Annotated in this window: 17 protein-coding genes; 8 read left to right on the plus strand and 9 right to left on the minus strand. The window is 70.0% G+C overall.

Going from position 1 to position 23,084, the window contains the following annotated elements; all coding sequences use genetic code 11:
• Positions 1 to 148: 148 nt before the first annotated feature.
• Positions 149 to 1,915: a proteasome ATPase gene (gene arc, locus ACFW9D_RS10195; protein WP_188339890.1), complete on the minus strand. Its 1,767-nt coding sequence runs from the start codon at positions 1,913 to 1,915 to the stop codon at positions 149 to 151.
• Positions 1,916 to 2,180: 265 nt separating this feature from the next.
• On the opposite strand from arc, the gene ACFW9D_RS10200 reads away from it, so the two are divergent.
• The gene (locus tag ACFW9D_RS10200) at positions 2,181 to 2,495 is read left to right on the plus strand and encodes a ferredoxin (RefSeq protein WP_188339889.1); all 315 of its coding nucleotides are present in this window, start codon (positions 2,181 to 2,183) and stop codon (positions 2,493 to 2,495) included.
• A gap of 75 nt (positions 2,496 to 2,570) precedes the next feature.
• Here ACFW9D_RS10200 and ACFW9D_RS10205 read toward each other — a convergent pair whose 3' ends face one another.
• The 3 genes from ACFW9D_RS10205 to ACFW9D_RS10215 all read right to left on the minus strand — a co-directional run bounded on the left by ACFW9D_RS10205 (position 2,571) and on the right by ACFW9D_RS10215 (position 5,866).
• Positions 2,571 to 3,149 carry a hypothetical protein gene (locus ACFW9D_RS10205; RefSeq protein WP_384619955.1) on the minus strand — a complete coding sequence of 193 codons (579 nt, stop codon included), beginning with the start codon at positions 3,147 to 3,149 and terminating at the stop codon, positions 2,571 to 2,573.
• A gap of 217 nt (positions 3,150 to 3,366) precedes the next feature.
• Positions 3,367 to 4,272 carry a tRNA (adenine-N1)-methyltransferase gene (locus ACFW9D_RS10210; RefSeq protein WP_188339887.1) on the minus strand — a complete coding sequence of 302 codons (906 nt, stop codon included), beginning with the start codon at positions 4,270 to 4,272 and terminating at the stop codon, positions 3,367 to 3,369.
• A gap of 58 nt (positions 4,273 to 4,330) precedes the next feature.
• The gene (locus ACFW9D_RS10215) at positions 4,331 to 5,866 is read right to left on the minus strand and encodes a site-2 protease family protein (protein WP_384619958.1); all 1,536 of its coding nucleotides are present in this window, start codon (positions 5,864 to 5,866) and stop codon (positions 4,331 to 4,333) included.
• 179 nt (positions 5,867 to 6,045) lie between these two features.
• Here ACFW9D_RS10215 and ACFW9D_RS10220 point away from each other — a divergent pair, with 179 nt between their 5' ends.
• Together ACFW9D_RS10220 and ACFW9D_RS10225 are read left to right on the plus strand one after the other, a co-directional pair.
• Positions 6,046 to 6,903, plus strand: coding sequence for a RecB family exonuclease (locus ACFW9D_RS10220; protein ID WP_384619960.1), 858 nt, complete (start codon positions 6,046 to 6,048; stop codon positions 6,901 to 6,903).
• A gap of 38 nt (positions 6,904 to 6,941) precedes the next feature.
• Positions 6,942 to 7,613, plus strand: a complete 672-nt coding sequence (locus tag ACFW9D_RS10225; RefSeq protein WP_161301686.1) for a response regulator transcription factor — start codon at positions 6,942 to 6,944, stop codon at positions 7,611 to 7,613.
• Between the two features lie 83 nt (positions 7,614 to 7,696).
• Here ACFW9D_RS10225 and ACFW9D_RS10230 read toward each other — a convergent pair whose 3' ends face one another.
• The 4 genes from ACFW9D_RS10230 to metH form a co-directional block, all read right to left on the minus strand.
• Entirely contained in the window at positions 7,697 to 9,274 is a 1,578-nt protein-coding gene (locus tag ACFW9D_RS10230) for an ABC transporter substrate-binding protein (protein ID WP_384619963.1), read from the minus strand.
• Positions 9,275 to 9,350: 76 nt separating this feature from the next.
• Positions 9,351 to 10,958: an ABC transporter substrate-binding protein gene (locus tag ACFW9D_RS10235; protein WP_384619966.1), complete on the minus strand. Its 1,608-nt coding sequence runs from the start codon at positions 10,956 to 10,958 to the stop codon at positions 9,351 to 9,353.
• A gap of 406 nt (positions 10,959 to 11,364) precedes the next feature.
• Positions 11,365 to 12,060 carry an HAD family phosphatase gene (locus ACFW9D_RS10240; RefSeq protein ID WP_188339882.1) on the minus strand — a complete coding sequence of 232 codons (696 nt, stop codon included), beginning with the start codon at positions 12,058 to 12,060 and terminating at the stop codon, positions 11,365 to 11,367.
• Between the two features lie 98 nt (positions 12,061 to 12,158).
• Complete coding sequence (gene metH, locus ACFW9D_RS10245) at positions 12,159 to 15,659, minus strand: methionine synthase (RefSeq protein WP_384619968.1); 3,501 nt, start codon at positions 15,657 to 15,659, stop codon at positions 12,159 to 12,161.
• A 265-nt stretch (positions 15,660 to 15,924) separates the two neighbouring features.
• On the opposite strand from metH, the gene ACFW9D_RS10250 reads away from it, so the two are divergent.
• The 5 genes from ACFW9D_RS10250 to ACFW9D_RS10270 all read left to right on the plus strand — a co-directional run bounded on the left by ACFW9D_RS10250 (position 15,925) and on the right by ACFW9D_RS10270 (position 22,414).
• Complete coding sequence (locus tag ACFW9D_RS10250; RefSeq protein ID WP_188339880.1) at positions 15,925 to 16,698, plus strand: IclR family transcriptional regulator; 774 nt, start codon at positions 15,925 to 15,927, stop codon at positions 16,696 to 16,698.
• A gap of 438 nt (positions 16,699 to 17,136) precedes the next feature.
• Positions 17,137 to 17,928, plus strand: coding sequence for an MIP/aquaporin family protein (locus ACFW9D_RS10255; protein ID WP_384619971.1), 792 nt, complete (start codon positions 17,137 to 17,139; stop codon positions 17,926 to 17,928).
• A 76-nt stretch (positions 17,929 to 18,004) separates the two neighbouring features.
• A complete protein-coding gene (gene glpK / locus ACFW9D_RS10260; RefSeq protein WP_188339878.1) occupies positions 18,005 to 19,552 on the plus strand; it encodes a glycerol kinase GlpK in 1,548 nt (515 codons plus the stop codon).
• A 9-nt stretch (positions 19,553 to 19,561) separates the two neighbouring features.
• Complete coding sequence (locus ACFW9D_RS10265) at positions 19,562 to 21,178, plus strand: FAD-dependent oxidoreductase (protein WP_384619974.1); 1,617 nt, start codon at positions 19,562 to 19,564, stop codon at positions 21,176 to 21,178.
• Positions 21,179 to 21,346: 168 nt separating this feature from the next.
• Positions 21,347 to 22,414, plus strand: coding sequence for an LLM class flavin-dependent oxidoreductase (locus tag ACFW9D_RS10270; protein WP_384619977.1), 1,068 nt, complete (start codon positions 21,347 to 21,349; stop codon positions 22,412 to 22,414).
• Here ACFW9D_RS10270 and ACFW9D_RS10275 read toward each other — a convergent pair.
• Positions 22,411 to 22,938 carry a MarR family winged helix-turn-helix transcriptional regulator gene (locus tag ACFW9D_RS10275; RefSeq protein WP_384619980.1) on the minus strand — a complete coding sequence of 176 codons (528 nt, stop codon included), beginning with the start codon at positions 22,936 to 22,938 and terminating at the stop codon, positions 22,411 to 22,413. The two genes, ACFW9D_RS10270 and ACFW9D_RS10275, sit on opposite strands and share 4 nt — an antisense overlap.
• Positions 22,939 to 23,084 lie beyond the last annotated feature (146 nt).

Raw genomic sequence — 23,084 nt, forward strand, 5'->3', positions numbered from 1 at the left:
CCGTGCGACGGCCGACCTCGGGCCCCCCGAGGAGTACCCGCCGCAGAAGCCGGCACAGGCCGGACCCCCGCCCGCCGCGCCGGCGCCCCCCCGCCGCCCCGCCGGCCGGCACCCCGCGGCCGCCGCCCCCCCCCCCCCACCCTGCTTTTTACAGGTACTGTCCGGTGTTCGCCACCGTGTCGATGGAGCGTCCGGTGTCCGCGCCCTGCTTTCCGGTGACCAGGGTGCGGATGTACACGATCCGCTCGCCCTTCTTTCCGGAGATCCGGGCCCAGTCGTCCGGGTTGGTGGTGTTCGGAAGGTCCTCGTTCTCCTTGAACTCGTCGATGCAAGCCTGGAGGAGATGGGCGACCCTGAGGCCCTTCTGGTTCTGCTCGAGGAAGGCCTTGATGGCCATCTTCTTGGCGCGGCCGACGATGTTCTCGATCATTGCGCCGGAGTTGAAGTCCTTGAAGTAGAGGACTTCCTTGTCGCCATTCGCGTACGTGACTTCGAGGAAGCGGTTCTCCTCGGATTCCGCGTACATGTGCTCCACGGCCGTCTGGATCATGGCGTGGACCGTGGCGGCCTTGTCGCTGCCGTGCTCACCGAGGTCGTCGGTGTGCAGCGGGAGGCGCTCGGTGAGGTACTTGCCGAAGATGTCCTTGGCGGCCTCGGCGTCCGGGCGCTCGATCTTGATCTTCACGTCGAGCCGGCCGGGGCGCAGGATGGCGGGGTCGATCATGTCCTCGCGGTTCGAGGCACCGATCACGACCACGTTCTGCAGGCCCTCCACGCCGTCGATCTCGGCGAGCAGCTGCGGGACGATGGTGTTCTCCACGTCCGAGCTGACGCCGGATCCGCGGGTGCGGAAGAGGGACTCCATCTCGTCGAAGAAGACGATGACGGGGGTGCCCTCGCTGGCCTTCTCGCGCGCTCGCTGGAAGACGAGGCGGATCTGGCGCTCGGTCTCGCCGACGTACTTGTTGAGGAGCTCGGGGCCCTTGATGTTGAGGAAGTAGCTCTTGCCCTGCGCCTGTCCGGTCACTTCCGCGACCTTCTTGGCGAGGGAGTTGGCGACCGCCTTGGCGATGAGCGTCTTGCCGCATCCGGGGGGCCCGTACAGGAGGACGCCCTTGGGCGGGCGCAGTTCGTGCTCCTTGTAGAGGTCCGGGTAGAGGTAGGGGAGCTCGACCGCGTCGCGGATCAGCTCGATCTGGTTGCCCAGGCCGCCGATCTGCTCGTAGCCGATGTCCGGGACCTCTTCGAGGACCAGTTCCTCCACTTCGCTCTTCGGTACGACTTCGTAGACATAGCCGGATCGGGGTTCGAGAAGAAGGGCGTCGCCGGGGCGGATGGTGATGCCGCGGAGCGGTTCGGCGAGCCGTACCACCCGCTCCTCGTCGGTGTGCCCGGTCACGAGGGCGCGCTCGCCGTCCTCGAGGATCTCCTTGAGGGTGACGATGTCGCCGACGCTCTCGAACTCCATGGCCTCGACCACGTTGAGTGCTTCGTTGAGCATCACTTCCTGGCCACGCCTGAGCTCTTCGAGCTCGACGCTCGGGCTCACGTTCACCCGGAGCTTGCGGCCGCCGGTGAAGATGTCGGCGGTGCCGTCCTCGTTGGCCGAGAGGAAGACTCCGAAGCCGGCCGGCGGCTGTGCGAGCCGGTCGACCTCCTCCTTGAGGGCCACGATCTGGTCGCGGGCCTCACGGAGCGTGTTGGCGAGCCGCTCGTTCTGGGCGGACACGCCTGCCAGGTTCGTCTGCAACTCGACGATCCGCTCTTCGAGAATCCTCGTATGACGCGGAGAGTCGGCGAGCTTGCGCCGCAGGACGGCGATTTCCTGCTCGAGATAGGCAATCTGACCGGCGGGGTCGTCGGACCCTCGTCCCGGGCGGATGCCGCGGTTGATGTCGTCGTCGTGGGCTGCCACGGTCCTCACCTCCTCCAAGGGGAGCTGGACGCTTCCAGACCCTACCTGGGCGGGTGTCGATTGAAACCCCTAGATCACAAAGACGTCGGGGTGTGTCCGATCTTCACCCTTGCGCTCTCCCTCACGCCAGGGGAATACCCACCCATGAAGATCCGAAAGCCGGTGGTTATAGGCTCGACACCGTTCAACACCCGTCAGGCCTGGCCCGACTTGCTCCGGCGAGGTCGGTTTTTCCCGGGCCGCGACGCAGGAAACGGCAGGAGACATGACCGTGCAGCAAGAGGCCGTATCCGGCACCGGAGCGGGCGTTCCCCTGGAGGTGTGGATCGATCAGGATCTGTGCACCGGGGACGGGATCTGCGCCCAGTACGCGCCCGAGGTCTTCGAGCTGGACATCGACGGGCTCGCGTATGTGAAGAGCGCGGACGACGAGCTGCTCACGGAGCCGGGTGTGACCACGCCGGTGCCGTTGCCGCTGCTCACGGACGTGGTGGCGTCGGCGAACGAGTGCCCGGGCGACTGCATCCACGTGCGCCGGGTCGCGGACGGCGTCGAGGTGTACGGGCCGGACGCCGACTGAGCGCCTTGTATGTGTGAGGGGCCCCGCCCGCCGGAGTGACCGGTGGACGGGGCCCCTTTTCGCGCGGGGAGCGCGTCAGACGCTGCGGGCCTCGGCGGGGGTGGAGCGGACGAACGAGCCGCCCTTCCACTGCCACTTGGCCTTGTCGTGGACGTCGGGGCGGTAGCGCGGGACGTCGGGGGACGAGTAGCCGTCGAGGTTCGCGGTGACGGCTCCGTCGCGTACGGTCACGTCGCTCGCGGTGTAGCTGTCCTTGGGGTCGACGAGGGTGGCGACGACCCGGGCGGCGGAGCCCGCGGGCTGGGTGAGGACGTAGACGCCGTCGGGCGGGGTGCCGGAGCCGGCGTCGCAGCGGACTACGGCGACGGTCTCGGGTCTGCCGTCGCCGTCGAGGTCACCGGTGGCCTTCGCGCGGACGAGGGCCTTGACCGGGCCGCACTCGATCGGGAAGTCGACGGCCGAGGGGTCGGGCGGGGCGACCGCGTGCGCCTTGGCGGTGACGTGCTCGCCGCCGCCCGTCGGTGCGGCGGTGGCGGAGTCCGGCTGCAGGAAGCCGGAGGCCGCGACGACCGCGGCGACGGCGGCCGCGGTGGCCAGCCAGTGGATGGGACGGGTGGTGGTGTGCGCCAGTTCCGGGACGGCGGGTTGCTGCACTAGGAGTGTCTCCTGTGAGGGCTGTGCCGGTGGGGGTGGCCAGCATCGTGCCACAGGTCACAGTGCGGGGGAACGGCGGGGTCCGCCGTTTCTTCGCGGCTGTACGCGAGGGTGGTGCTGCCGCTGGGTCAACGTACGGACGCCGCCGTCCAGTTCCCGTGCGGTGCGGGGAACTCGACGGCGGCGCCGGTGCGTTGTGCGGTCGTACGGGGTGGGGTCAGCGGCCGCGGGCTCCGCCGTCGGCGTTGGGACCGTCGTAGTCCTCGCCGTAGGCGCCCTTGGCGGGGCGGCGGCGGCGCATGGGCGGCTCGACGCCGTCCGCGAGGCGGCGGGCGGTGAGGAGGAAGCCGGTGTGGCCGATCATCCGGTGGTCGGGGCGGACCGCGAGGCCCTCCACGTGCCAGTTGCGGATCATCGTCTCCCAGGAGGTCGGCTCGTTGAAGCAGCCGATCTCGCGGATGGACTCGACGGTGCGCGCGAGCTGGGTGGTGGTGGCCACGTAGCAGCAGAGGATGCCGCCGGGGACGAGCGCCTTGGAGACGACGTCGAGGCATTCCCAGGGGGCGAGCATGTCGAGGATGACGCGGTCGACGTCGGCGTCGGACAGGTTGTCCTGGAGGTCGCCGACGGTGAGCTGCCACGCGGGGTGGGGGCCGCCGAAGTAGCGCTCGACGTTGCCCTTCGCGATCTCGGCGAAGTCCTCGCGGCGCTCGTAGGAGTGCAGCATGCCGTCGTCGCCGATGGCGCGCAGCAGGAAGCTGCTGAGCGAGCCGGAGCCCACGCCCGCCTCGACGACGCGGGCGCCGGGGAAGATGTCCGCGAAGGCCAGGATCTGCCCCGCGTCCTTGGGGTAGACCACGGCGGCACCGCGGGGCATGGACAGGACGTAGTCGGGGAGCAGGGGGCGCAGCGCGAGGTAGGCGACGTTTCCGGTGGTGCGGACAACGCTGCCCTCGGGTGCGCCGATCAGCTCGTCGTGCGGGAAGGAACCCTTGTGGGTGTGGAAGTTCTTTCCCTCTTCGAGCGTGAACGTGTAGTGGCGGCCCTTGGGGTCGGTCAGCTGAACCTGGTCCCCGACCTTGAAGGGCCCGCGGCGGCGGGCGGCACCGGTCGGTTCGGACATGTGAACAGACTACCGGGCCCGGCGCGGGCCGCCGACCACGCGGGTTCCCTGTACGGCTCTACGAGGGCCTGGCCATGGCCTTGACGAAGGCGCGCTCCACGTCGGCGGCGGACAGGACGCCGTAGATGGCGCCGTTGTCCTCGACGACGAGGTACTCGGTGGCGGGGGTGGCCCGGAGGGTGTCGAGGAGGTCCTCGCCGGCGAGCTCGGCGGAGACGCGCATGCCGTCGGTGAGGTCCTGGGCGAGGCCGCTGACGGCGACCCAGGGGCGGCGGTGTTCGGGGACGCCGACGATGGCGGCCTCGCGGACCAGGGAGCGGGGTTCGCCGTCGGCGTCGACGACGACGAGGGCGCGGGCGCCCGCCTCGTTGGCCCGGCGGAGGGCTTCGGAGAGGGGGGTGGCGGGCTCGACGGGGACGGCGCGGCGGGTCAGGGTACGGGCGCGCAGTTCGGGGAGGTGCTCGCGCAGGCGGGCCATGCGCAGGCTGTTGCCGGCGCCGGTCCAGATGATCGCGGCGAGGATCGCGGCGAGCAGCGCGTCCAGGACGGTGTCCATGCCGCTGACGTCCTCGGCGTCCGGGCCGAGGGCGCCGGACTGGGTGAGCAGCGGCAGGCCGATGAGGACGCTGACGGCGAGGGCGCGGCCGACCCAGGCGGCGGCGATCGTGCCGCTCATGGGCTTGCCGGTGATCTTCCAGACGACGGCGCGGAGCATGCGGCCGCCGTCCAGGGGCAGGCCCGGCAGGAGGTTGAAGACGGCCACGATGAGGTTGGAGATCATCAGGCCCGCGAGGAGGACGCCGGGGACGGTGCCGGGTTCGACGGCCTTGAGGCCGAGGTAGAAGACGCCGGCGAGGACGAGCGAGAGCAGCGGGCCGACGAAGGCCAGGACGAACTCTCGGCCCGGGGTCTCGGACTCCTTCTCGATCTCCGAGACGCCGCCGAAGAACTGGAGCTGGATGCGGCGGACCGGGAGCTTGTAGCGCAGGGCGGCCACGGTGTGGGCCAGCTCGTGCACGAGCACGGAGGCGTAGAAGGCGACCGCGAAGAAGAGGGCGACGAGGTAGCGCAGGGCGCCGAGCTCGGGGAGCACGCGGTCGAGCTGGCCGCCGAACACCCAGGTGATCAGCGCGGCGACGAGGAACCAGCTGGGGGCGACGTACACCGGCACGCCGAACGGCCGCCCCATGAGCAGCCCGCCGCGGGGCTCGGGCGGTTTGGCGGGACCCTTGCGCTTCCCCGAGGTGGCGGCGGCGCGCTCGGGGTGCCGGTCGAAGGGGGTCGCCTCCGGCGGCTGGGCGGATGCGGCGGGCGGGGCGACCGGGGTGGTCTCGCCCGTGGGCGAGGCGGGCCGGGTTGCGTCGGCGGTGGCCGGTTCGGCCTGTGACGGGGAGTCCGGGGTCACGGTCGCGTCGGGGTCGTCCGGCTCGGCACCCGCGGGCGACGGGGACTCGTCCGCGCCCGGCGCCTCGCTCTTCGGCGCGTCGGCGGGCGTCGGGGCGCCCGGCTCGGCCGGGGGCTCGGGGGGCGTGTCGGCGTGCGGGGGCGGGGTCGTCCCGCCGGTGCCCGACTGTGGCCGGCCGCTCTCGTCCACGGTGATCCCTCGGTCCCCTCGTTCGAGCGTCTCCCGCCGCGGGGCGGGACGTTCTGGCGTCGATGGTATGCGGACGGTGTCCGGCGGCCCGCGCCGACTCCCCCGGGTCCACGCTACGCAAGACGCCGCCGACCGCGCAGGTGCCTGACTGTCGGTGGCGGGCCGTAAGGTCGGGGGTCATGGAGACCAGTGCCCAGCCCGCCCGCGAGCCCGCCCGGCCCGCCTCGCTCTCGCCGTCGCGCGCGAGCGATTTCATGCAGTGCCCGTTGCTGTACCGGTTCCGGGTGATCGACAAGCTGCCGGAGAAGCCGAGCGAGGCGGCGACGCGGGGCACGCTGGTGCACGCGGTGCTGGAGAGACTGTTCGACGCGCCGGCCGGGGAGCGGACCCCGCCGCGGGCCAAGTCGCTGATTCCGGGTCAGTGGGACCGGCTGCGGGAGAGCCGCCCGGAGCTGGCGGAGCTGTTCGCGGACGATGCCGAGGGCGAGCGGATGACGCGCTGGCTGGGCGAGGCGGAGCGGCTGGTCGAGCGCTGGTTCACGCTGGAGGACCCGACGCGTCTCGAGCCGGCGGACCGGGAGCTGTTCGTCGAGGCGGAGCTGGCGTCGGGTCTGAAGCTGCGCGGGATCATCGACCGGGTGGACGTGGCGCCGACCGGCGAGGTCCGCATCGTCGACTACAAGACGGGCAAGGCGCCCCGCCCCGAGTACGCGGAGGGCGCCCTGTTCCAGATGAAGTTCTACGCGCTGGTGGTGTGGCGGCTGAAGGGCGTCGTGCCGCGCCGGCTGCAGCTGGTGTACCTGGGCAGCGGTGACGTGCTGACGTACGACCCGGTCGTGGCGGACCTGGAGCGGGTGGAGCGCAAGCTGCACGCGCTGTGGGACGCGATCCAGACGGCGACGGAGACCGGGGAGTGGCGGCCGCGGCCGACGAAGTTGTGCGGCTGGTGCGACCATCAGGCGGTTTGCCCCGAGTTCGGCGGGACTCCCCCGCCGTATCCGTTGCAGGTCGGGCTGCCCGAGTCGGGCACGCCCTAGCAGGGCAGAATGGGCCCGGACTACCGAAGGAGAGTTTCGTGGCCATCCGCGTCCTACTGGTCGATGACCAGCCGCTGCTGCGTACGGGCTTCCGCATGATTCTCGAGGCCGAGCAGGACATCGCGGTCGTCGGCGAGGCCGGCGACGGCCTCCAGGCTCTCGACCAGGTGCGGGCGCTGCAGCCCGATGTGGTGCTGATGGACATCCGGATGCCGCGGATGGACGGGGTCGAGGCGACCCGGCAGATCACCGGCCCCGGCCGGGACGGCCCGGCGAAGGTGCTGGTCCTGACGACGTTCGACCTGGACGAGTACGTGGTGGAGGCGCTGCGGGCCGGGGCGAGCGGCTTCCTGCTCAAGGACGCCCCCGCGCACGAGCTGGTGCAGGCGATCCGGGTGGTCGCCGCGGGCGAGGCGATGCTGGCGCCGAGTATCACGCGCCGTCTCCTGGACAAGTACGCGGACCATCTGCCGTCGGGCGAGGAGCCGGTGCCGGACACCCTGCACACCCTCACCGAGCGCGAGGTGGAGGTGCTGAAGCTGGTGGCGCGCGGTCTGTCGAACGCGGAGATCGCCGCGGACCTGTTCGTCAGCGAGACGACCGTGAAGACGCATGTCGGGCACGTGCTCACGAAGCTGGGGCTGCGCGACCGGGTGCAGGCGGCCGTGTACGCGTACGAGAGCGGTCTGGTGCGTCCCGGGGCGCAGTAGAGCGAGCGGGATGCGCGTGAGGGGCGGCGGTCACCGAGGTGGTGACCGCCGCCCCTCACGCGTGTCCGGCGCGGGACGCGGGCTCAGCCCTTGCTGATCTCCCAGAAGCGGAAGACGGTCGACGCGTCGAGGCAGTTCTCGAGGCCGTAGACGTTGTCGCGGGTCACGGCGTACTGCTTGGCCTGCCAGACGGGCAGGATCGGCAGCTGCGCGGCGACGATGTCCTGGAGCTGCTCGTACTGCTCGCTGGTCGAGGAGCGGTCGCTCTGCTCACCGGTCTGCGGAATGATCGTCCCGGTGATCGTGGCGTTGTCGTAGTGGTTGCCGAGGACGTTGCCCTCGCCGAAGAACGGCTGGGTGAAGTTGTCCGGGTCCGGGTAGTCGGGCACCCAGCCCTTGACGTAGACGCCGTACTTGCCGGACTTGATGTCCCGCTCGTACTGGGAGAACTCGACGGACTTCACGTCGGCGTCGAACAGGCCGCTGGCGTTGAGCTGTCCGGCGATGGCCTTGAGCTCGGCGTCGGTGGTGGGGCCGTAGCGGACCGGGGTGGACCACAGGGTGATCTTGACCTTGCCGGTGATGCCGTCGGCGCGCAGGGCCTGGGCCGCCTTCGCCGCGGAGGGGCGGGCGCCGTAGGTGTCGAAGAAGGCCGTGTTGTGGCCGGTGATGCCCGCCGGGATGATCGAGTACAGGGCGGCGGTCGTGTTGTCGTAGACCTTGTCGATGAGGGCGTCGCGGTCGAGCAGGTAGGCCATGGCCTTGCGGACCGAGAGCTTGCCGGCGACGGGGTCCTTCATGTTGAAGACGAGGTGCTGGACCTCGGCGCTGTTGCCCTCGACGACGTCGATGCCCTTGGTGCCGGCCTTCTCGATGTCGGCGATGTCCTGGGCGGCCAGGCCTCGGTAGGCGAGGTCGATGTCGCCGTCGAGCAGGGACTTCTTGAGGCCCTGCTGGTCGCCGTGGAAGAACTTCATGGTGACGCCGGTGTTCTTGACCTTGGCGTTGCCCTTGTAGGACGAGTTGACCGAGAAGACGGCCTGGTTCTTGCCGTAGGAGTCCAGCTTGTACGGTCCGGAGCCGACGGCCTTGCCGTCCGTGCGGAGCCGGCTCGCGGGGTACTCGGTGTGGTCGACGATCGAGCCGGCACCGGAGGCGATCTTGCTGGGGAAGGTCGCGTCGGCGTACTTGAGCCGGAAGACGACGGTGCTCGCGTCGGGGGTCTCGATCTTGTCGAGCATCGGGAACATGATCGCCGGACCGGCGTCGTCGTCGATGGTCATCGTCCGGTCGAAGGAGTACTTGACGTCCTTCGAGGTGAGCGCGTTCCCGTTGCTGAACTTGAGCCCCGGGCGCAGCGTGCACGAGTAGACCTTCGTGGCCGCATCGCTGAAGTGGCACTCCTTGGCGGCTTCCGGAACGGGCTCGGTGCCGCCGTTGGGGAAGCTGAGGAGCGACTGGAAGACGTTGTTGAACAGCAGCCACGAGCCGGGGTCGTAGCCGGACGCCGGGTCGGTGGCGAGGACGTCGTCGGACATCCCCATGACCACGGACTCACCGTCGGCGGCGGCGTCCGACTGCTCGTCGCCGCAGCCGGCGAGCAGGGCGGCGGCGAGCACCGCTCCGATGGACGGGGCCAGCCACTGGTTGCGCATTCTCACGTACGTGCCTTGTCGTCGGTCGTGCGATAGAGCGGGGCCGGTCGCGGCGTCGGGACCGGCCCCTTCAGGCGGACGCTCAGCCGCTGACGCCGCGGCCGAGCTCCCACAGCTGGAGGACGGAGGAAGCGGACAGCGCCCACTCCACACCGGTGACGTCGTCACGGGCGGCGACGTACTGCTTGCCCTGCCACAGCGGGAGGACGGGCACGTCGTCGGCGACGATGTCCTGGATCTGCTCGATGCTCTCGGAAGCGGTGAGCCGGTCGGCCTCGCGGCGCTCCGCCGGGATCAGCCGGCCCCGGATGTCGCTGTCGGAGTACGGCGAGTTGAGGAAGTTGCCCTTGTCGAGGAAGGGCGCGAGGAAGTTGTCCGCGTCGGGGAAGTCGGGGAACCAGCCGAGGCCGTAGACGTCGTACTTGCCCTTGAGCTCGGCGGGGCGGAAGACGTCCCAGGGCTCGCCCTTGATGGAGACCTTGAAGAGGCCGCTCGCGTCGAGCTGCTTCTTCAGGATCTCGAACTCCTTCTTGGTGGCGGCCCCGTAGTGGTCCGTCGTGTAGTGCAGCGTGAGCTTCACCGGGGTGGTGATGTTCGCGCGGCGCAGGATCGACGTGGCCTTGGCGACGTCGGGGTCTCCGTACTTGTTGGAGAAGGAGTTCTGGTGGCCGGTGATACCGACCGGGACCAGGGAGTAGAGCGGCTGGGCGGTGGTGCCGTAGACGCCGGCGACGATCTCGCCGCGGTCGACGACCTGGGCCATCGCCTGGCGGACGGCCTTGTCCCGGACGGTGGGGGCGGCGGTGTTGAAGCCGAGGTAGCGGATCTCCATGCCGGGCATCTCGACCAGGTTCACGTTCTTCGGCGGGTTGTCGCCGTAGGACTTGATCTGCTCCGGGGACAGGGTGCGCGTCATCAGGTCGACGTCGCCCTTGTCGAGGGCCTTGCCCATGGCGTCGGCGTCGGCGAAGGAGCGCAGTTCGACCTTGTCGTTCTTCGGCTTCAGCTCACCCTTGTAGTGGGGGTTCTTGGTGAAGACGGTCTTGACGACGACGTTGTCCTTGACCTCGGCCTTGAGGCTGTAGGGGCCGGAGCCGTCCACCTCGAAGCCGTCGCGCAGGCTGTCCTTGGGGTAGTCGTCGGGGTTGACGATGCCCGCGGTGGGGGTGGCCAGCTTGTACGGGAAGGTGGCGTCCGGGGTGTTGAGGTGGAAGATGACGTCCCGGGTGCCCTGCGTCTCGATCGTGTCGATCGTGGAGAGCAGGCTGTAGGAGCCGCTGTCGCTCTCGATCTTGCGGACGCGGTCGATGGAGTACTTCACATCGGTCGCGGTGACGGGGGTCCCGTCCGCGAACTTGAGGTCCTTGCGCAGCTTGCACGCGTACCGCTCGCTGCCGGTGTCGGAGAAGATGCAGCTCTCGGCGGCCTCGGGGACGGGCTCGCCGCTGCCGCTGCGGGGCATGGCCATGAGCGTCTGCACGGTCTGGCGCAGCACGTTCCACGACCCGGCGTCGTAGGCGTAGGCCGGGTCGAAGGGGGCCGGAGCGTCCTTCGAGGCGGTGAACCGGTCGGTAGTGCCCACGACGATCGCGTTGCCGTCGGACGAGCCGCCGTCGGACCCGCCGCACGCGGCGAGCACCGGGGCGAGCAGACCGATCACGGCCGGCAGCACCAAAGTCTTGCGGTTCATGCTCGTACTTCTCCAGAGCTGTTGGTTCCCGTGGCCCGCGGGCGGGGGTGGTGCGCGCGCGTCGGCGGGAGGGTTTGCGGCGATGTTCTCGCGACGACACTAATGGGCTCGCGAACGGACATCGCAGGCGCTGGAGAGGGCGGCCCATCACGCTCCGAAACCGGGTGTGGACACACCGAAACACCTCAGGAGGAAGGTTCGTCGCAGGGGGCGACCAATCGGGACACAAGGTGATGCCGCAGGGGGCGGAAGGCTCCTTTCCGACACCCCGCCCAGGCACTGTCGACCCCCCGCCGAGTGGGAAAGGTCACATGTTCAACTTGACCGGCGGGGGTCGCTAACCGGCCGCGACGGCGACTTCACGCCGCCTCGCGGAACGGCCGCGCCGATTACCGGTCAGTTGCCTTCACGGCGTCATCAGGCCGTGCAGGAAAGGCAGGTTGACGTGTTCGAGGGAGCGGACGACGGTGCGCCGGGGGGCCGCCTCGATGGGGGCGACGGACGGTACGGCGACGACGTGGCAGCCGGCGGCCTCGGCGGCGGCGACGCCGGTCGCGGTGTCCTCGATGACGGCGCAGCGGCGCGGGTCGGCGGCGAGGCCCGCGGCGGCGACGAGGTAGGGGTCGGGGTGCGGCTTGGTGCGCTCGACCTCGTCACCGGCGACGGTGAGCCGGAAGTTCTGCTTGCCCAGGGAGTGCAGGACACGGTCGATGATGCGGCGGTGGGAGGCGGAGACGAGTGCGGTGGGCACGCGGTGCGCGGCGAGTTCGGCCAGGAGTCTCGCGGCGCCCGGCATCAGCGGCAGGGACTGGCTGATGCGCTGTTCGAAGCCGTCGTTGAGGAGCACGGTCAGCTCGGGCAGGGTGATGTCGGCGCCGGTGGCCTCGATGAGGAAGCCCGCGCTGCGGGTCATGGGTCCGCCGACCACGACGTGGCGCCAGGCCTCGTCCAGGGTGTGGCCGAGTGCGGCGAAGACCGTGACCTCGGCGTCCCACCAGAAGCCTTCGGTGTCGACGAGGGTCCCGTCCATGTCGAGGAGGACGGCCTGCAGGGCGGACCCTTCGGCCGTTCGGGTACCGAGTGCGGGGACCGTGCTGGTCATCTAGGCACACCTCCATGAGGGACGAAGAGGCCGGCCTCCCTTCCTGAGCGGAAGGGCGACCGGCCTGCGCTGGACCGACAAGTGTACGTCGGTGGCGCTCAGCGCGCGTTGAAGTACTTCGCCTCGGGGTGGTGGATGACGATGGCGTCGGTGGACTGCTCGGGGTGGAGCTGGAACTCCTCGCTGAGGTGGACGCCGATGCGCTCGGGCTCCAGGAGCTCGGCGATCTTGGCCCGGTCCTCGAGGTCGGGGCAGGCTCCGTAGCCGAGGGAGAAGCGGGCGCCCCGGTACTTGAGGTCGAACATGTCCTCGATCTGCGCCGGGTCCTCGCCGGCGAAGCCGAGCTCGGAGCGGACGCGGGCGTGCCAGTACTCGGCGAGAGCCTCGGCCAACTGGACGGACAGGCCGTGCAGTTCGAGGTAGTCGCGGTAGGAGTCGGAGGCGAACAGCTCGGCCGTGGCCTCGCCGATCTTCGATCCCATGGTGACCACCTGGAGGCCGACGACGTCCGTCTCCCCCGACTCCTCCGGACGGAAGAAGTCCGCGAGGCACAGGCGGCGGCCGCGGCTCTGGCGCGGGAAGGTGAAGCGGGTCCGCTCGTTGCCCTGGTCGTCGAGGATGATCAGGTCGTCACCCTTGGAGACACAGGGGAAGTAGCCGTAGACGACGGCCGCCTCGAGCTGGTTCTTCGTCTGGAGCTGGTCGAGCAGGCCGCGCAGCCGCGGCCGGCCCTCGGTCTCCACGAGCTCCTCGTACGTGGGTCCGCCGGTGCGGGCCTGCTTGAGCCCCCACTGGCCCTTGAAGAGCGCGCCCTCGTCGAGCCAGGAGGCGTAGTCCTTGAGCGGGATGCCCTTGATGACGCGGGTGCCCCAGAACGGCGGCTGCGGGACCGGGTTGTCGACGGCGACGTCGGAACGCCCGACGCTCGCAGGCTCGTCCAGGACCACTTCACGCTTGGGCACCCGGCGCTGCTTGAGCTCGGGCAGCGTGGCGCCGGGAACGCCGCGCTTGACCGCGATCAGAGCGTCCATCAGACGCAGGCCTTCGAACGCGTCCCGGGCGTAGCGGACCTCGCCCTCGTAGATCTCGTGGAGGTCCTGCTCGACGTAGGCGCGGGTCAGGGCGGCGCCGCCGAGGATGACGGGGTAGTCGGCGGCCAGCTTGCGCTGGTTGAGCTCCTGGAGGTTCTCCTTCATGATCACGGTCGACTTGACCAGGAGACCCGACATGCCGATCACATCGGCCTTGTGCTCCTCGGCCGCGTCCAGGATCGCGGAGACGGGCTGCTTGATGCCCAGGTTGACGACGTTGTAGCCGTTGTTCGACAGGATGATGTCGACGAGGTTCTTGCCGATGTCGTGGACGTCGCCGCGCACCGTGGCCAGCACGATCGTGCCCTTGCCCTCGGCGTCGGACTTCTCCATGTGCGGCTCCAGATAGGCCACCGCGTTCTTCATGACCTCGGCCGACTGCAGCACGAACGGCAGCTGCATCTGCCCCGAGCCGAACAGCTCGCCGACCACCTTCATGCCGTCGAGGAGCGTGTCGTTGACGATGTCGAGGGCGGGGCGGGTCTGGAGGGCCTCGGCGAGGTCGTCCTCCAGGCCGTTCTTCTCGCCGTCGATGATGCGGGCCTTGAGCCGCTCCTCCAGCGGGAGCGCCGCCAGTTCCTCGGCCTTGCCGGCCTTCAGGGACTTGGTGGTGGCGCCCTCGAACAGCTCCATCAGCCGCTGCAAGGGGTCGTAGCCCTCGCGGCGGCGGTCGTGGATGAGGTCACGGGCGACCTGCACCTGCTCCTCGTCGAACCGCGCGATCGGCAGGATCTTCGAGGCGTGCACGATCGCCGAGTCCAGACCCGCCTTCACACACTCGTCCAGGAACACCGAGTTCAGGACGATCCGCGCGGCGGGGTTGAGACCGAAGGAGATGTTGGACAGACCCAGCGTGGTCTGCACGTCCGGGTGACGCTTCTTCAGCTCGCGGATCGCCTCGATCGTCGCGATGCCGTCGCCCCGCGACTCCTCCTGGCCGGTGCAGATGGTGAAGGTCAGCGTGTCGATGAGGATGTCGGCCTCGCGGATGCCCCAGTTCCCGGTCAGGTCGGCGATCAGCCGCTCGGCGATCTCCACCTTCTTCTCCGGGGTGCGGGCCTGGCCCTCCTCGTCGATGGTCAGCGCGATCAGCGCCGCGCCGTGCTCCTTGGCCAGCTGAGTGACCTTCGCGAAACGCGACTCCGGGCCGTCACCGTCCTCGTAGTTCACCGAGTTGATGACCGCACGCCCGCCGAGCTTTTCCAGACCCGCCTGGATGACGTCGACCTCGGTCGAGTCCAGCACGATCGGGAGGGTGGAAGCCGTCGCGAAGCGGCCGGCCAGCTCTTCCATGTCCGCGACACCGTCACGGCCCACGTAGTCCACACACAGGTCGAGCATGTGCGCGCCCTCACGGATCTGGTCGCGCGCCATCTCCACACAGTCGTCCCAACGGCCCTCCAGCATGGCCTCACGGAACTTCTTCGACCCGTTCGCGTTCGTCCGCTCACCGATCGCCATGTAAGCCGTGTCCTGCCGGAACGGCACCGTCTGATACAGCGACGAGGCACCCGGCTCGGGACGGGGCGCACGCTCGGCCGGGGCGAGGTCACGGACCCGCTCCACGACCTGACGCAGATGCTCAGGAGTCGAACCGCAGCAACCACCGATCAGCGACAGGCCGAAGCTGTTGACGAAGTTCTCCTGCGCGTCCGCCATCTCCACCGGGGTCAGCGGGAAGTGCGCGCCGTCCTTGGTCAGGATCGGCAGACCCGCGTTCGGCATGCACATCAACGGCGTCGTGGAGTGCTGCGCCAGGTAGCGCAGGTGCTCGCTCATCTCCGCCGGACCCGTCGAACAGTTCAGGCCGATCAGATCGATGCCCAGCGGTTCGAGGGAGGTCAGCGCGGCGCCGATCTCCGAGCCCAGCAGCATCACACCGGTCGTCTCGAACGCCAGCGAGCAGATCAGCGGCACGGACACACCCAGGGCGTCCATCGCCCGGCGGGCACCGATCAGGCTCGACTTCGTCTGGAGGAGGTCCTGCGTCGTCTCGACGATCAGCGCGTCGGCGCCGCCCGCGAGCAGGCCCTCCGCGTTCTGCTGATAGCCGTCACGGATCGTCGCGTAGTCGATGTGACCCAGCGACGGCAGCTTCGTGCCCGGACCGATCGAACCCAGCACCCACCGCTGCCGGCCGTCCTTCGCCGCGAACTCGTCCGCGACCTCACGCGCGATCCGGGCGCCCGCCTCGGACAGCTCCACGATCCGGTCCGCGATGTCGTACTCGCTGGACGCCGTGTGGTTCGAGCCGAACGTGTTCGTCTCCACGCAGTCCACACCGACCGCGAAGTACTCCTCGTGCACCGAGCGCACGATGTCCGGGCGCGTGACGTTGAGGATCTCGTTGCAGCCCTCGAGGTTCTGGAAGTCCTCCAGGGTGGGATCCTGCGCCTGCAGCATGGTGCCCATGGCGCCGTCCGCCACCACGACACGGGTGGCGAGGGCGTCCCTGAGGGCGGCCACGCGGGCTCGGGGATCGGATGCGGGCGTCGGCAACGAGGCCATGAAAGTGCTCCCTGGGGTGCGACGGCTGTCGGCTTTGCGCATCCACTGCTGGAAGCGCACCCGGTCAGGGTAGCCGGGACCCCCGTGATGGCGCCCAGGCGTCCACAGGCCGGAACGGCACGCCACACTGGCCGGATCACGACCCCGGCCGGTCGTGGGGTGAAATATCGGCGCACGCCGTAATGGCACGAGGTCGGCAACGGCCGATACTGTTCAGCATTGTCGAACGATGGTCCCGTGCGAGGATCCAGGAGGAAGCACTGAGATGGCACGCAACATCCAGTCGCTCGAACGGGCCGCGGCGATGCTCCGGCTCCTCGCGGGCGGCGAGCGGCGGCTCGGTCTCTCCGACATCGCCTCCGCGACGGGCCTGGCCAAGGGCACGGCCCACGGGATCCTGCGCACCCTGCAGGCCGAGGGGTTCGTCGAGCAGGACGCGGCGTCGGGGCGCTATCAGCTGGGCGCCGAGCTGCTGCGCCTGGGCAACAGCTACCTGGACGTGCACGAGCTGCGGGCCCGCGCCCTCGTGTGGACGGACGACCTGGCCCGCTCCAGCGGCGAGGCCGTCTATCTGGGCGTGCTGCACCAGCAGGGCGTGCTGATCGTGCACCACGTCTTCCGGCCCGACGACAGCCGGCAGGTCCTGGAGGTCGGGGCGATGCAGCCGCTGCACTCGACGGCCCTCGGCAAGGTGCTCTCCGCGTACGACCCGGTGGCGCACAGCGAGGTCGTGGAGGCCGAGCGCAAGGAGTTCACGGCCCGTACGGTGGCCGACCTGACCGCGTTCGAGACGGTCCTCGACCTGACGCGGGCGCGCGGGTACGCGGCCGACGTGGAGGAGACCTGGGAGGGCGTGGCGTCGGTCGCGGCGCCGATCCACGACCGGCACCGGATGCCGGTGGGGGCGGTCGGCATCACCGGCGCCGTGGAGCGCGTGTGCCGGGCGGACGCCAAGGACGAGCTGCGGCCCGAGCTGATCGCGGCCGTGCGCGACTGCGCCCGCGCCGTCTCCCGGGACCTGGGAGCCAGCCGCTTCTGAGCCCGTACCGCCCCCGCGAGCCCCGCCTTCCGGCGGGGCTTTCGCCGTTTCAGGGTGCAGGGTGCACGCATCCGCGCGACCATCGGTGGACGCCCGGACCGCACCTCGACCGACCAGCGACCGACCGACGCCTGACCAGCGGCTGACCGGCGACCGACCTGTCGAACCGACGCGTCGGACCGATCGGCCGGACTGATCAGCCGGAACGATCAATAACGATCGCGCTTTCGATAACAGAACCCTTGACGAGCGAGTAACCCCAGGGCGAGACTCGCGTCCATCGGTCGGCATTGTCGAACACCTACCGGCAATAGACGTTAGAGTGTGGACACGCCAGGCCGGACCCGCCCCTCGCAAACGGGGGCTCGGACCACCGGAAACGGACCCGGGGGTTCGTCACTCGGGTATTCCCCTGGACGAAGGACAAAGGAGTCGCGGGTGTCCAGCCACGACATCTTCCTCGGCGAGACCATCGGTACCGCCGTACTCATCCTGCTCGGCGGTGGCGTGTGCGCCGCCGTCACGCTCAAGCGCTCCAAGGCGCTGAACGCCGGCTGGGTCGCCATCACCTTCGGGTGGGGCTTCGCGGTCCTGACCGGCGCCTACCTGGCGGGCGGCGTCTCCGGCGCCCACCTGAACCCGGCCGTCACCATCGGCCTCGCCATCGAGGGCGGGACCAAGTGGAGCGACGTTCCGCTGTACCTGGCCTCGGCGATGCTGGGCGCCATGATCGGCGCGGTGCTGGTCTGGCTGGTCTACTACGGCCAGTTCCAGGCGCACCTGACCGACCCGGAGGTCCTCGCCGCGCACCGCACCGACGGTGACGAGGGCATGGTCGACCCGAAGGCGGCGCCCAAGGCCGGCCCGGTGCTCGGCATCTTCTCCACGGGCCCGGAGATCCGGAACCCGATCCAGAACCTGATGACGGAGATCATCGCCACGGTCGTGCTCGTCCTGGCGATCCTGACCCAGGGCCTCAACGACGGGGGCAACGGTCTGGGCGTCCTCGGCGCGCTGATCACCTCGCTGGTCGTCGTCGGCATCGGTCTCTCGCTCGGTGGCCCCACCGGCTACGCGATCAACCCGGTCCGCGACCTGGGCCCGCGCATCGTCCACGCTCTGCTGCCGCTCCCCAACAAGGGTGGTTCGGACTGGTCGTACGCGTGGATCCCGGTGGTGGGTCCGCTGATCGGCGGCGCGCTCGCCGCATTCATCTACAAGCTGTTCTGACAGCCACGAGCTGTTCCGGCAGCCGCACGGGCGACGCCACCGACACCGACCACCGACGCACCACCAGGAGCACACCGTGACCGACGCACACACCGCAGGTCCGTTCATCGCGGCCATCGACCAGGGCACCACCTCCAGCCGCTGCATCGTCTTCGACAAGGACGGCCGGATCGTCTCGGTCGACCAGAAGGAGCACGAGCAGATCTTCCCGAAGCCGGGCTGGGTCGAGCACGACGCCAACGAGATCTGGGCGAACGTCCAGGAGGTCGTCGCCGGGGCCATCACCAAGGCCGGCATCACGCGCGACGACATCAAGGCCATCGGCATCACCAACCAGCGCGAGACGACGCTGCTCTGGGACAAGAACACCGGTGAGCCCGTCCACAACGCCCTCGTCTGGCAGGACACCCGCACCGACGCCCTGTGCAAGGAGCTCGGCCGCAACGTCGGCCAGGACCGTTTCCGCCGGGAGACCGGTCTGCCGCTCGCGTCCTACTTCGCCGGCCCCAAGGCCCGCTGGCTGCTCGACAACGTCGAGGGGCTGCGCGAGCGCGCCGAGCGGGGCGACATCCTCTTCGGCACGATGGACACCTGGGTCATCTGGAACCTGACGGGCGGGGTGAACGGCGGCCGGCACGTCACGGACGTCACCAACGCCTCCCGCACCCTCCTGATGAACCTGCACGAGATGCAGTGGGACGAGCGCATCTGCGCCTCCATCGGCGTGCCGATGGAGATGCTCCCGGAGATCCGCTCCTCCGCCGAGGTCTACGGCGAGGTCACGGGCGGCCCGCTGGGCGAGCTGCTCGGCGGCATCCCGGTCGCCTCGGCGCTCGGCGACCAGCAGGCGGCCCTGTTCGGCCAGACCTGTTTCGCCGAGGGCGAGGCCAAGTCCACGTACGGCACCGGCACCTTCATGCTGATGAACACCGGCGACAAGATCATCAACTCGTACTCGGGGCTGCTGACCACGGTCGGCTACCAGATCGGTGACCAGAAGCCGGTCTTCGCCCTGGAGGGCTCGATCGCCGTCACCGGTTCGCTGGTGCAGTGGATGCGCGACCAGATGGGCCTGATCAAGTCGGCCGCCGAGATCGAGACGCTCGCGTCCTCCGTCGAGGACAACGGCGGCGCGTACTTCGTGCCGGCCTTCTCCGGCCTGTTCGCCCCGTACTGGCGCTCGGACGCGCGCGGTGTCATCGCGGGTCTGACCCGCTACGTCACCAAGGCGCACATCGCCCGCGCCGTGCTCGAGGCCACCGCCTGGCAGACCCGCGAGATCACCGACGCCATGACGAAGGACTCCGGCGTCGAGCTGACCGCGCTCAAGGTCGACGGCGGCATGACCTCCAACAACCTGCTGATGCAGACCCTCTCGGACTTCCTGGACGCGCCCGTCGTGCGTCCGATGGTCGCCGAGACGACCTGCCTCGGCGCCGCCTACGCCGCCGGTCTCGCCGTCGGCTTCTGGTCCAACACCGACGACCTGCGTGCCAACTGGCGCCGGGCCGCCGAGTGGACGCCCCACATGGACGCGGACACCCGCGACCGTGAGTACAAGAGCTGGCTCAAGGCCGTCGAACGGTCCATGGGCTGGCTCGAAGACAGCTCTGTCGAGGAGTAAGACCCCACCATGAGTACCCAGTCCACCCTGCAGACCGTGCCTGCCCTCGGAACGCACCCGGTCGCCGGCTCCCACCCGAGCCGCGCCGAGACCCGCGAGCAGCTTTCCAAGGCGACGTACGACCTCCTGGTCATCGGCGGCGGCATCCTGGGCATCTCCACGGCCTGGCATGCGGCGCAGTCCGGTCTCAGGGTGGCCCTGGTCGACGCCGGCGACTTCGCCGGCGCCACGTCCTCCGCGTCCTCGAAGCTGCTCCACGGCGGTCTGCGCTACCTGCAGACCGGCGCCGTGAAGCTCGTCGCGGAGAACCACTTCGAGCGGCGTGCGGTGTCCCGGAACGTGGCCCCGCACCTCGCCAACCCCCTGACCTTCTACCTGCCCGTCTACAAGGGCGGCCCGCACGGCGCCGCCAAGCTGGGCGCCGGTGTCTTCGCGTACAGCGCGCTGTCGGCCTTCGGCGACGGGGTCGGCCACCTGCTGTCCCCCGCGAAGGCGCAGCAGGACGTGCCCGAGCTGCGCACCGAGAACCTCAAGGCCGTCGCGGTCTACGGCGACGACCAGATGAACGACGCACGCATGGCCCTGATGACCGTACGGGCGGCCGTCGACGCCGGGGCCGTGGTGCTGAACCACGCCGAGGTCACCGGCCTGCGCTTCACCCGCGGCCGGGTCACCGGCGCGGAGCTGCGCGACCGCCTTGACGGCGAGGAGTTCGGCGTCGGCGCCCGGCTCGTGCTCAACGCGACCGGTCCCTGGGTCGACCACCTGCGCAAGATGGAGGACCCGAACGCGGCGCCCTCCATCCGCCTGTCCAAGGGCGCGCACCTCGTCATGAAGCGCACCTCCCCCTGGAAGGCCGCGCTCGCCACCCCGATCGACAAGTACCGCATCACCTTCGCCCTCCCGTGGGAGGACATGCTGCTGCTCGGCACGACCGACGAGGAGTACGAGGGCGATCCCGCGGACGTCTCCGTCACCGAGAAGGACATCGACCAGATCCTCGACGAGGCCGCGTTCTCCGTGCGGGACCAGCAGCTCAAGCGGGAGCTGATGACCTACGCGTTCGCCGGTCTGCGGGTGCTGCCCGGTGGGCCCGGCGACACGTCCAAGGCCAAGCGGGAGACGGTCGTCACCGAGGGCAGGGGCGGGATGCTGTCCGTCGCCGGCGGCAAGTGGACGACCTTCCGGCACATCGGGCGCACCGTCATGCAGAAGCTGGAGTCGCTGCCCGGGCACCCGCTCGGTGAGGACTTCGAGCCGATCAAGGAGCTGCCGAAGCGGCTGCCGCTGCCCGGTGTCGCCAACCCGCGTGCCGTCGCCCACCGTCTCCTTGTCGACAATCCGGCGCCCGGCCCGCGCATGGGTGCCGACACGGCGAAGCACCTCGCCACGCACTACGGGTCGCTGGCGTTCGACATCGCGCGGCTCGCCAACGAGGACGCGGCGCTGGCCGAGCGGGTCCACCCGGACGCGCCCGAGATCATGGCGCAGGTCGTGTACGCCCGCGACCACGAGTGGGCCGAGACGGCCGACGACGTGCTGCGCCGTCGTACGACACTGACCATTCGCGGGCTCGACTCGGACGAGGTCCGGGGCAAGGTCCAGAAGGTGCTCGACGACAAGTGACGGGCTCCGGCCGCGCGCCGTAGGACTCGATGTCCGTCGCCGCGCGCGCCTTGCGTCGTGGCTGGTCGCGCAGTTCCCGCGCCCCTGAGATGCGCACTCCGTGCGCTCCCGGGGGCGCTGCCATGCCGCGTACACACCTCTGCAACGGGAGCGCGGCAGCCTGGACGCATGAAGTTTCAGGTTCTGTCCATCGTCGGGCACGCGCCGCATCCGCTGTCCGGTGAACTTCCCTCCGCCGCCGAGCGGTTGGCGCAGGTCGTCGACGTCGGGGTGGCCGCCGAGCGGCTCGGGTACGACGGGTACGCGGTCGGTGAGCGGCACGCCGGGGCCTTCCTGTCGTCGAGCCCGACGGTCGTGCTCGGCGCCCTCGCCGCCCGCACCAGCCGGATCCGGCTGCTCACCGGCGTCACCGTCGTGGCGATCCTCGATCCGGTGCGGGTCGCCGAGGACTACGCCACCCTCGGCCAGCTCTCGCGCGGCCGCGTCGAGCTGGTGATCGGCAAGGGCGCCGAGGCCGGGCACTTCGATCTGTTCGGCCTCGACGAGGCGCGGCAGTGGGATCTGCAGCGGGAGAAGTACGAGCTGCTGCGCCGGCTGTGGACGGAGGAGGGGGTCGACTGGGAGGGCGAGTTCCGGCCCGCGCTGAAGGGCGTGACGACGGTGCCGCGCCCGTACGCGGGACTCCCCCGGATCTGGCACGGCTCGGCGACCTCCCTCAACTCCCCCGAGCTGGCGGCCCGGCACGGGGATCCGCTGTTCACGGCGAACGCGATCCAGCCGCGCGCGGCGTACGCGCGGCTCATCGAGCACTACCGGGAGCGGTTCGCCGCGTACGGGCACGATCCGGCGCGGGCGCACGTGGCCGCCGGGTCCGGCGGGCTGCTGATCGCGGACACGCACGAGCAGGCGGTGGCCCGCTACAAGAAGCTGTACGAGGCGAAGGTGGCGCAGACCTTCAAGCCGCATCTGGCGGGGAAGGCGGGCTACAACACTCCGTTCCGCACGATCGAGGACGCGATCGCGGACGGTCCGCAGCTGATCGGTTCGCCGCAGCAGATCATCGACAAGATCCTCGGGTACCACGCGGTGTACCGGCATGATCTGCAGTCCGTGACCGTGGACACGTTCGGCCAGGGCACGGCCGAGCAGATCGAGACGCTGCAGCGCTTCGCCGAGGAGATCGCGCCGGTGGTGCGCCGGGAGGCGCCGACCACCCTGTGGGAGCCGGCGGCCTAGTCGTCGATGTCGTCGGAATCGACGATGGAGCGTTCCAGTTTGCCGAGGAGGCGGGCGAGCTGGCGGCGCTCGGACGGGGAGAGGCCGGCGAGCATCCGGCGCTCGTTGTCGAGGTGGTCGGCGAAGACGGTGTCGACCTTGGCGAGGCCCTCGTCGGTGAGCCGGGAGTAGACGACGCGGCGGTCGTCGGCGTCGCGCTCGCGCACGATGAGGCCGTCCTTCTCCAGGCGGTCCATGCGCAGGGTGACCCCGGCGGAGGAGACGAGCCCGGAGTCGGCGAGCTGGCCGGCGGTGAGGCGGTAGGGCTTTCCGGCCCGGCGCAGCGCGGTCAGGACGTCGAATCCGGCGACGGAGAGTCCGTGCCGCTCGATGGAGGAGCTGAGCCGGGTGTTGTAGTGCAGGAACGAGCGGTGCAGCCGGGCCAGCACCTCCAGGGGCGCGGTGTCCAGCTCGGGGCGCTCCCGCGCCCAGTCCGCCACGATCTGCGTCACGGCGTCCTGCCGCGTCACCTTCCGCTCGGCCATCCCCGCACCCCGTCCCCTCGTCCGAATCCTTCAGGGGCGTGAGAACCGTACGCCCCTGAAAATTCTACCCCTGAAGCAATGGCCCTCGCGGGGGAACTCCGGGGGAAACGGCCGGCGCCGGGCCCCTCCGCACAGGGGGTCCGGCG

Origin of the sequence: Streptomyces sp. NPDC059524, from assembly GCF_042749255.1 — a bacterium.
Classification (GTDB): Bacteria; Actinomycetota; Actinomycetes; order Streptomycetales; family Streptomycetaceae; genus Streptomyces; species Streptomyces xanthii.

Excerpts from the sequence above, each read along its gene's own strand:
- ACFW9D_RS10240 (WP_188339882.1), bottom strand. The coding sequence starts at position 12,060 with ATGACCAGCACGGTCCCCGCACTCGGTACCCGAACGGCCGAAGGGTCC.
- ACFW9D_RS10220 (WP_384619960.1), top strand. The coding sequence starts at position 6,046 with ATGGAGACCAGTGCCCAGCCCGCCCGCGAGCCCGCCCGGCCCGCCTCG.
- ACFW9D_RS10265 (WP_384619974.1), top strand. The coding sequence starts at position 19,562 with ATGAGTACCCAGTCCACCCTGCAGACCGTGCCTGCCCTCGGAACGCAC.
- ACFW9D_RS10235 (WP_384619966.1), bottom strand. The coding sequence starts at position 10,958 with ATGAACCGCAAGACTTTGGTGCTGCCGGCCGTGATCGGTCTGCTCGCC.
- ACFW9D_RS10250 (WP_188339880.1), top strand. The coding sequence starts at position 15,925 with ATGGCACGCAACATCCAGTCGCTCGAACGGGCCGCGGCGATGCTCCGG.
- ACFW9D_RS10270 (WP_384619977.1), top strand. The coding sequence starts at position 21,347 with ATGAAGTTTCAGGTTCTGTCCATCGTCGGGCACGCGCCGCATCCGCTG.
- ACFW9D_RS10200 (WP_188339889.1), top strand. The coding sequence starts at position 2,181 with ATGACCGTGCAGCAAGAGGCCGTATCCGGCACCGGAGCGGGCGTTCCC.
- metH (WP_384619968.1), bottom strand. The coding sequence starts at position 15,659 with ATGGCCTCGTTGCCGACGCCCGCATCCGATCCCCGAGCCCGCGTGGCC.
- ACFW9D_RS10210 (WP_188339887.1), bottom strand. The coding sequence starts at position 4,272 with ATGTCCGAACCGACCGGTGCCGCCCGCCGCCGCGGGCCCTTCAAGGTC.
- ACFW9D_RS10275 (WP_384619980.1), bottom strand. The coding sequence starts at position 22,938 with ATGGCCGAGCGGAAGGTGACGCGGCAGGACGCCGTGACGCAGATCGTG.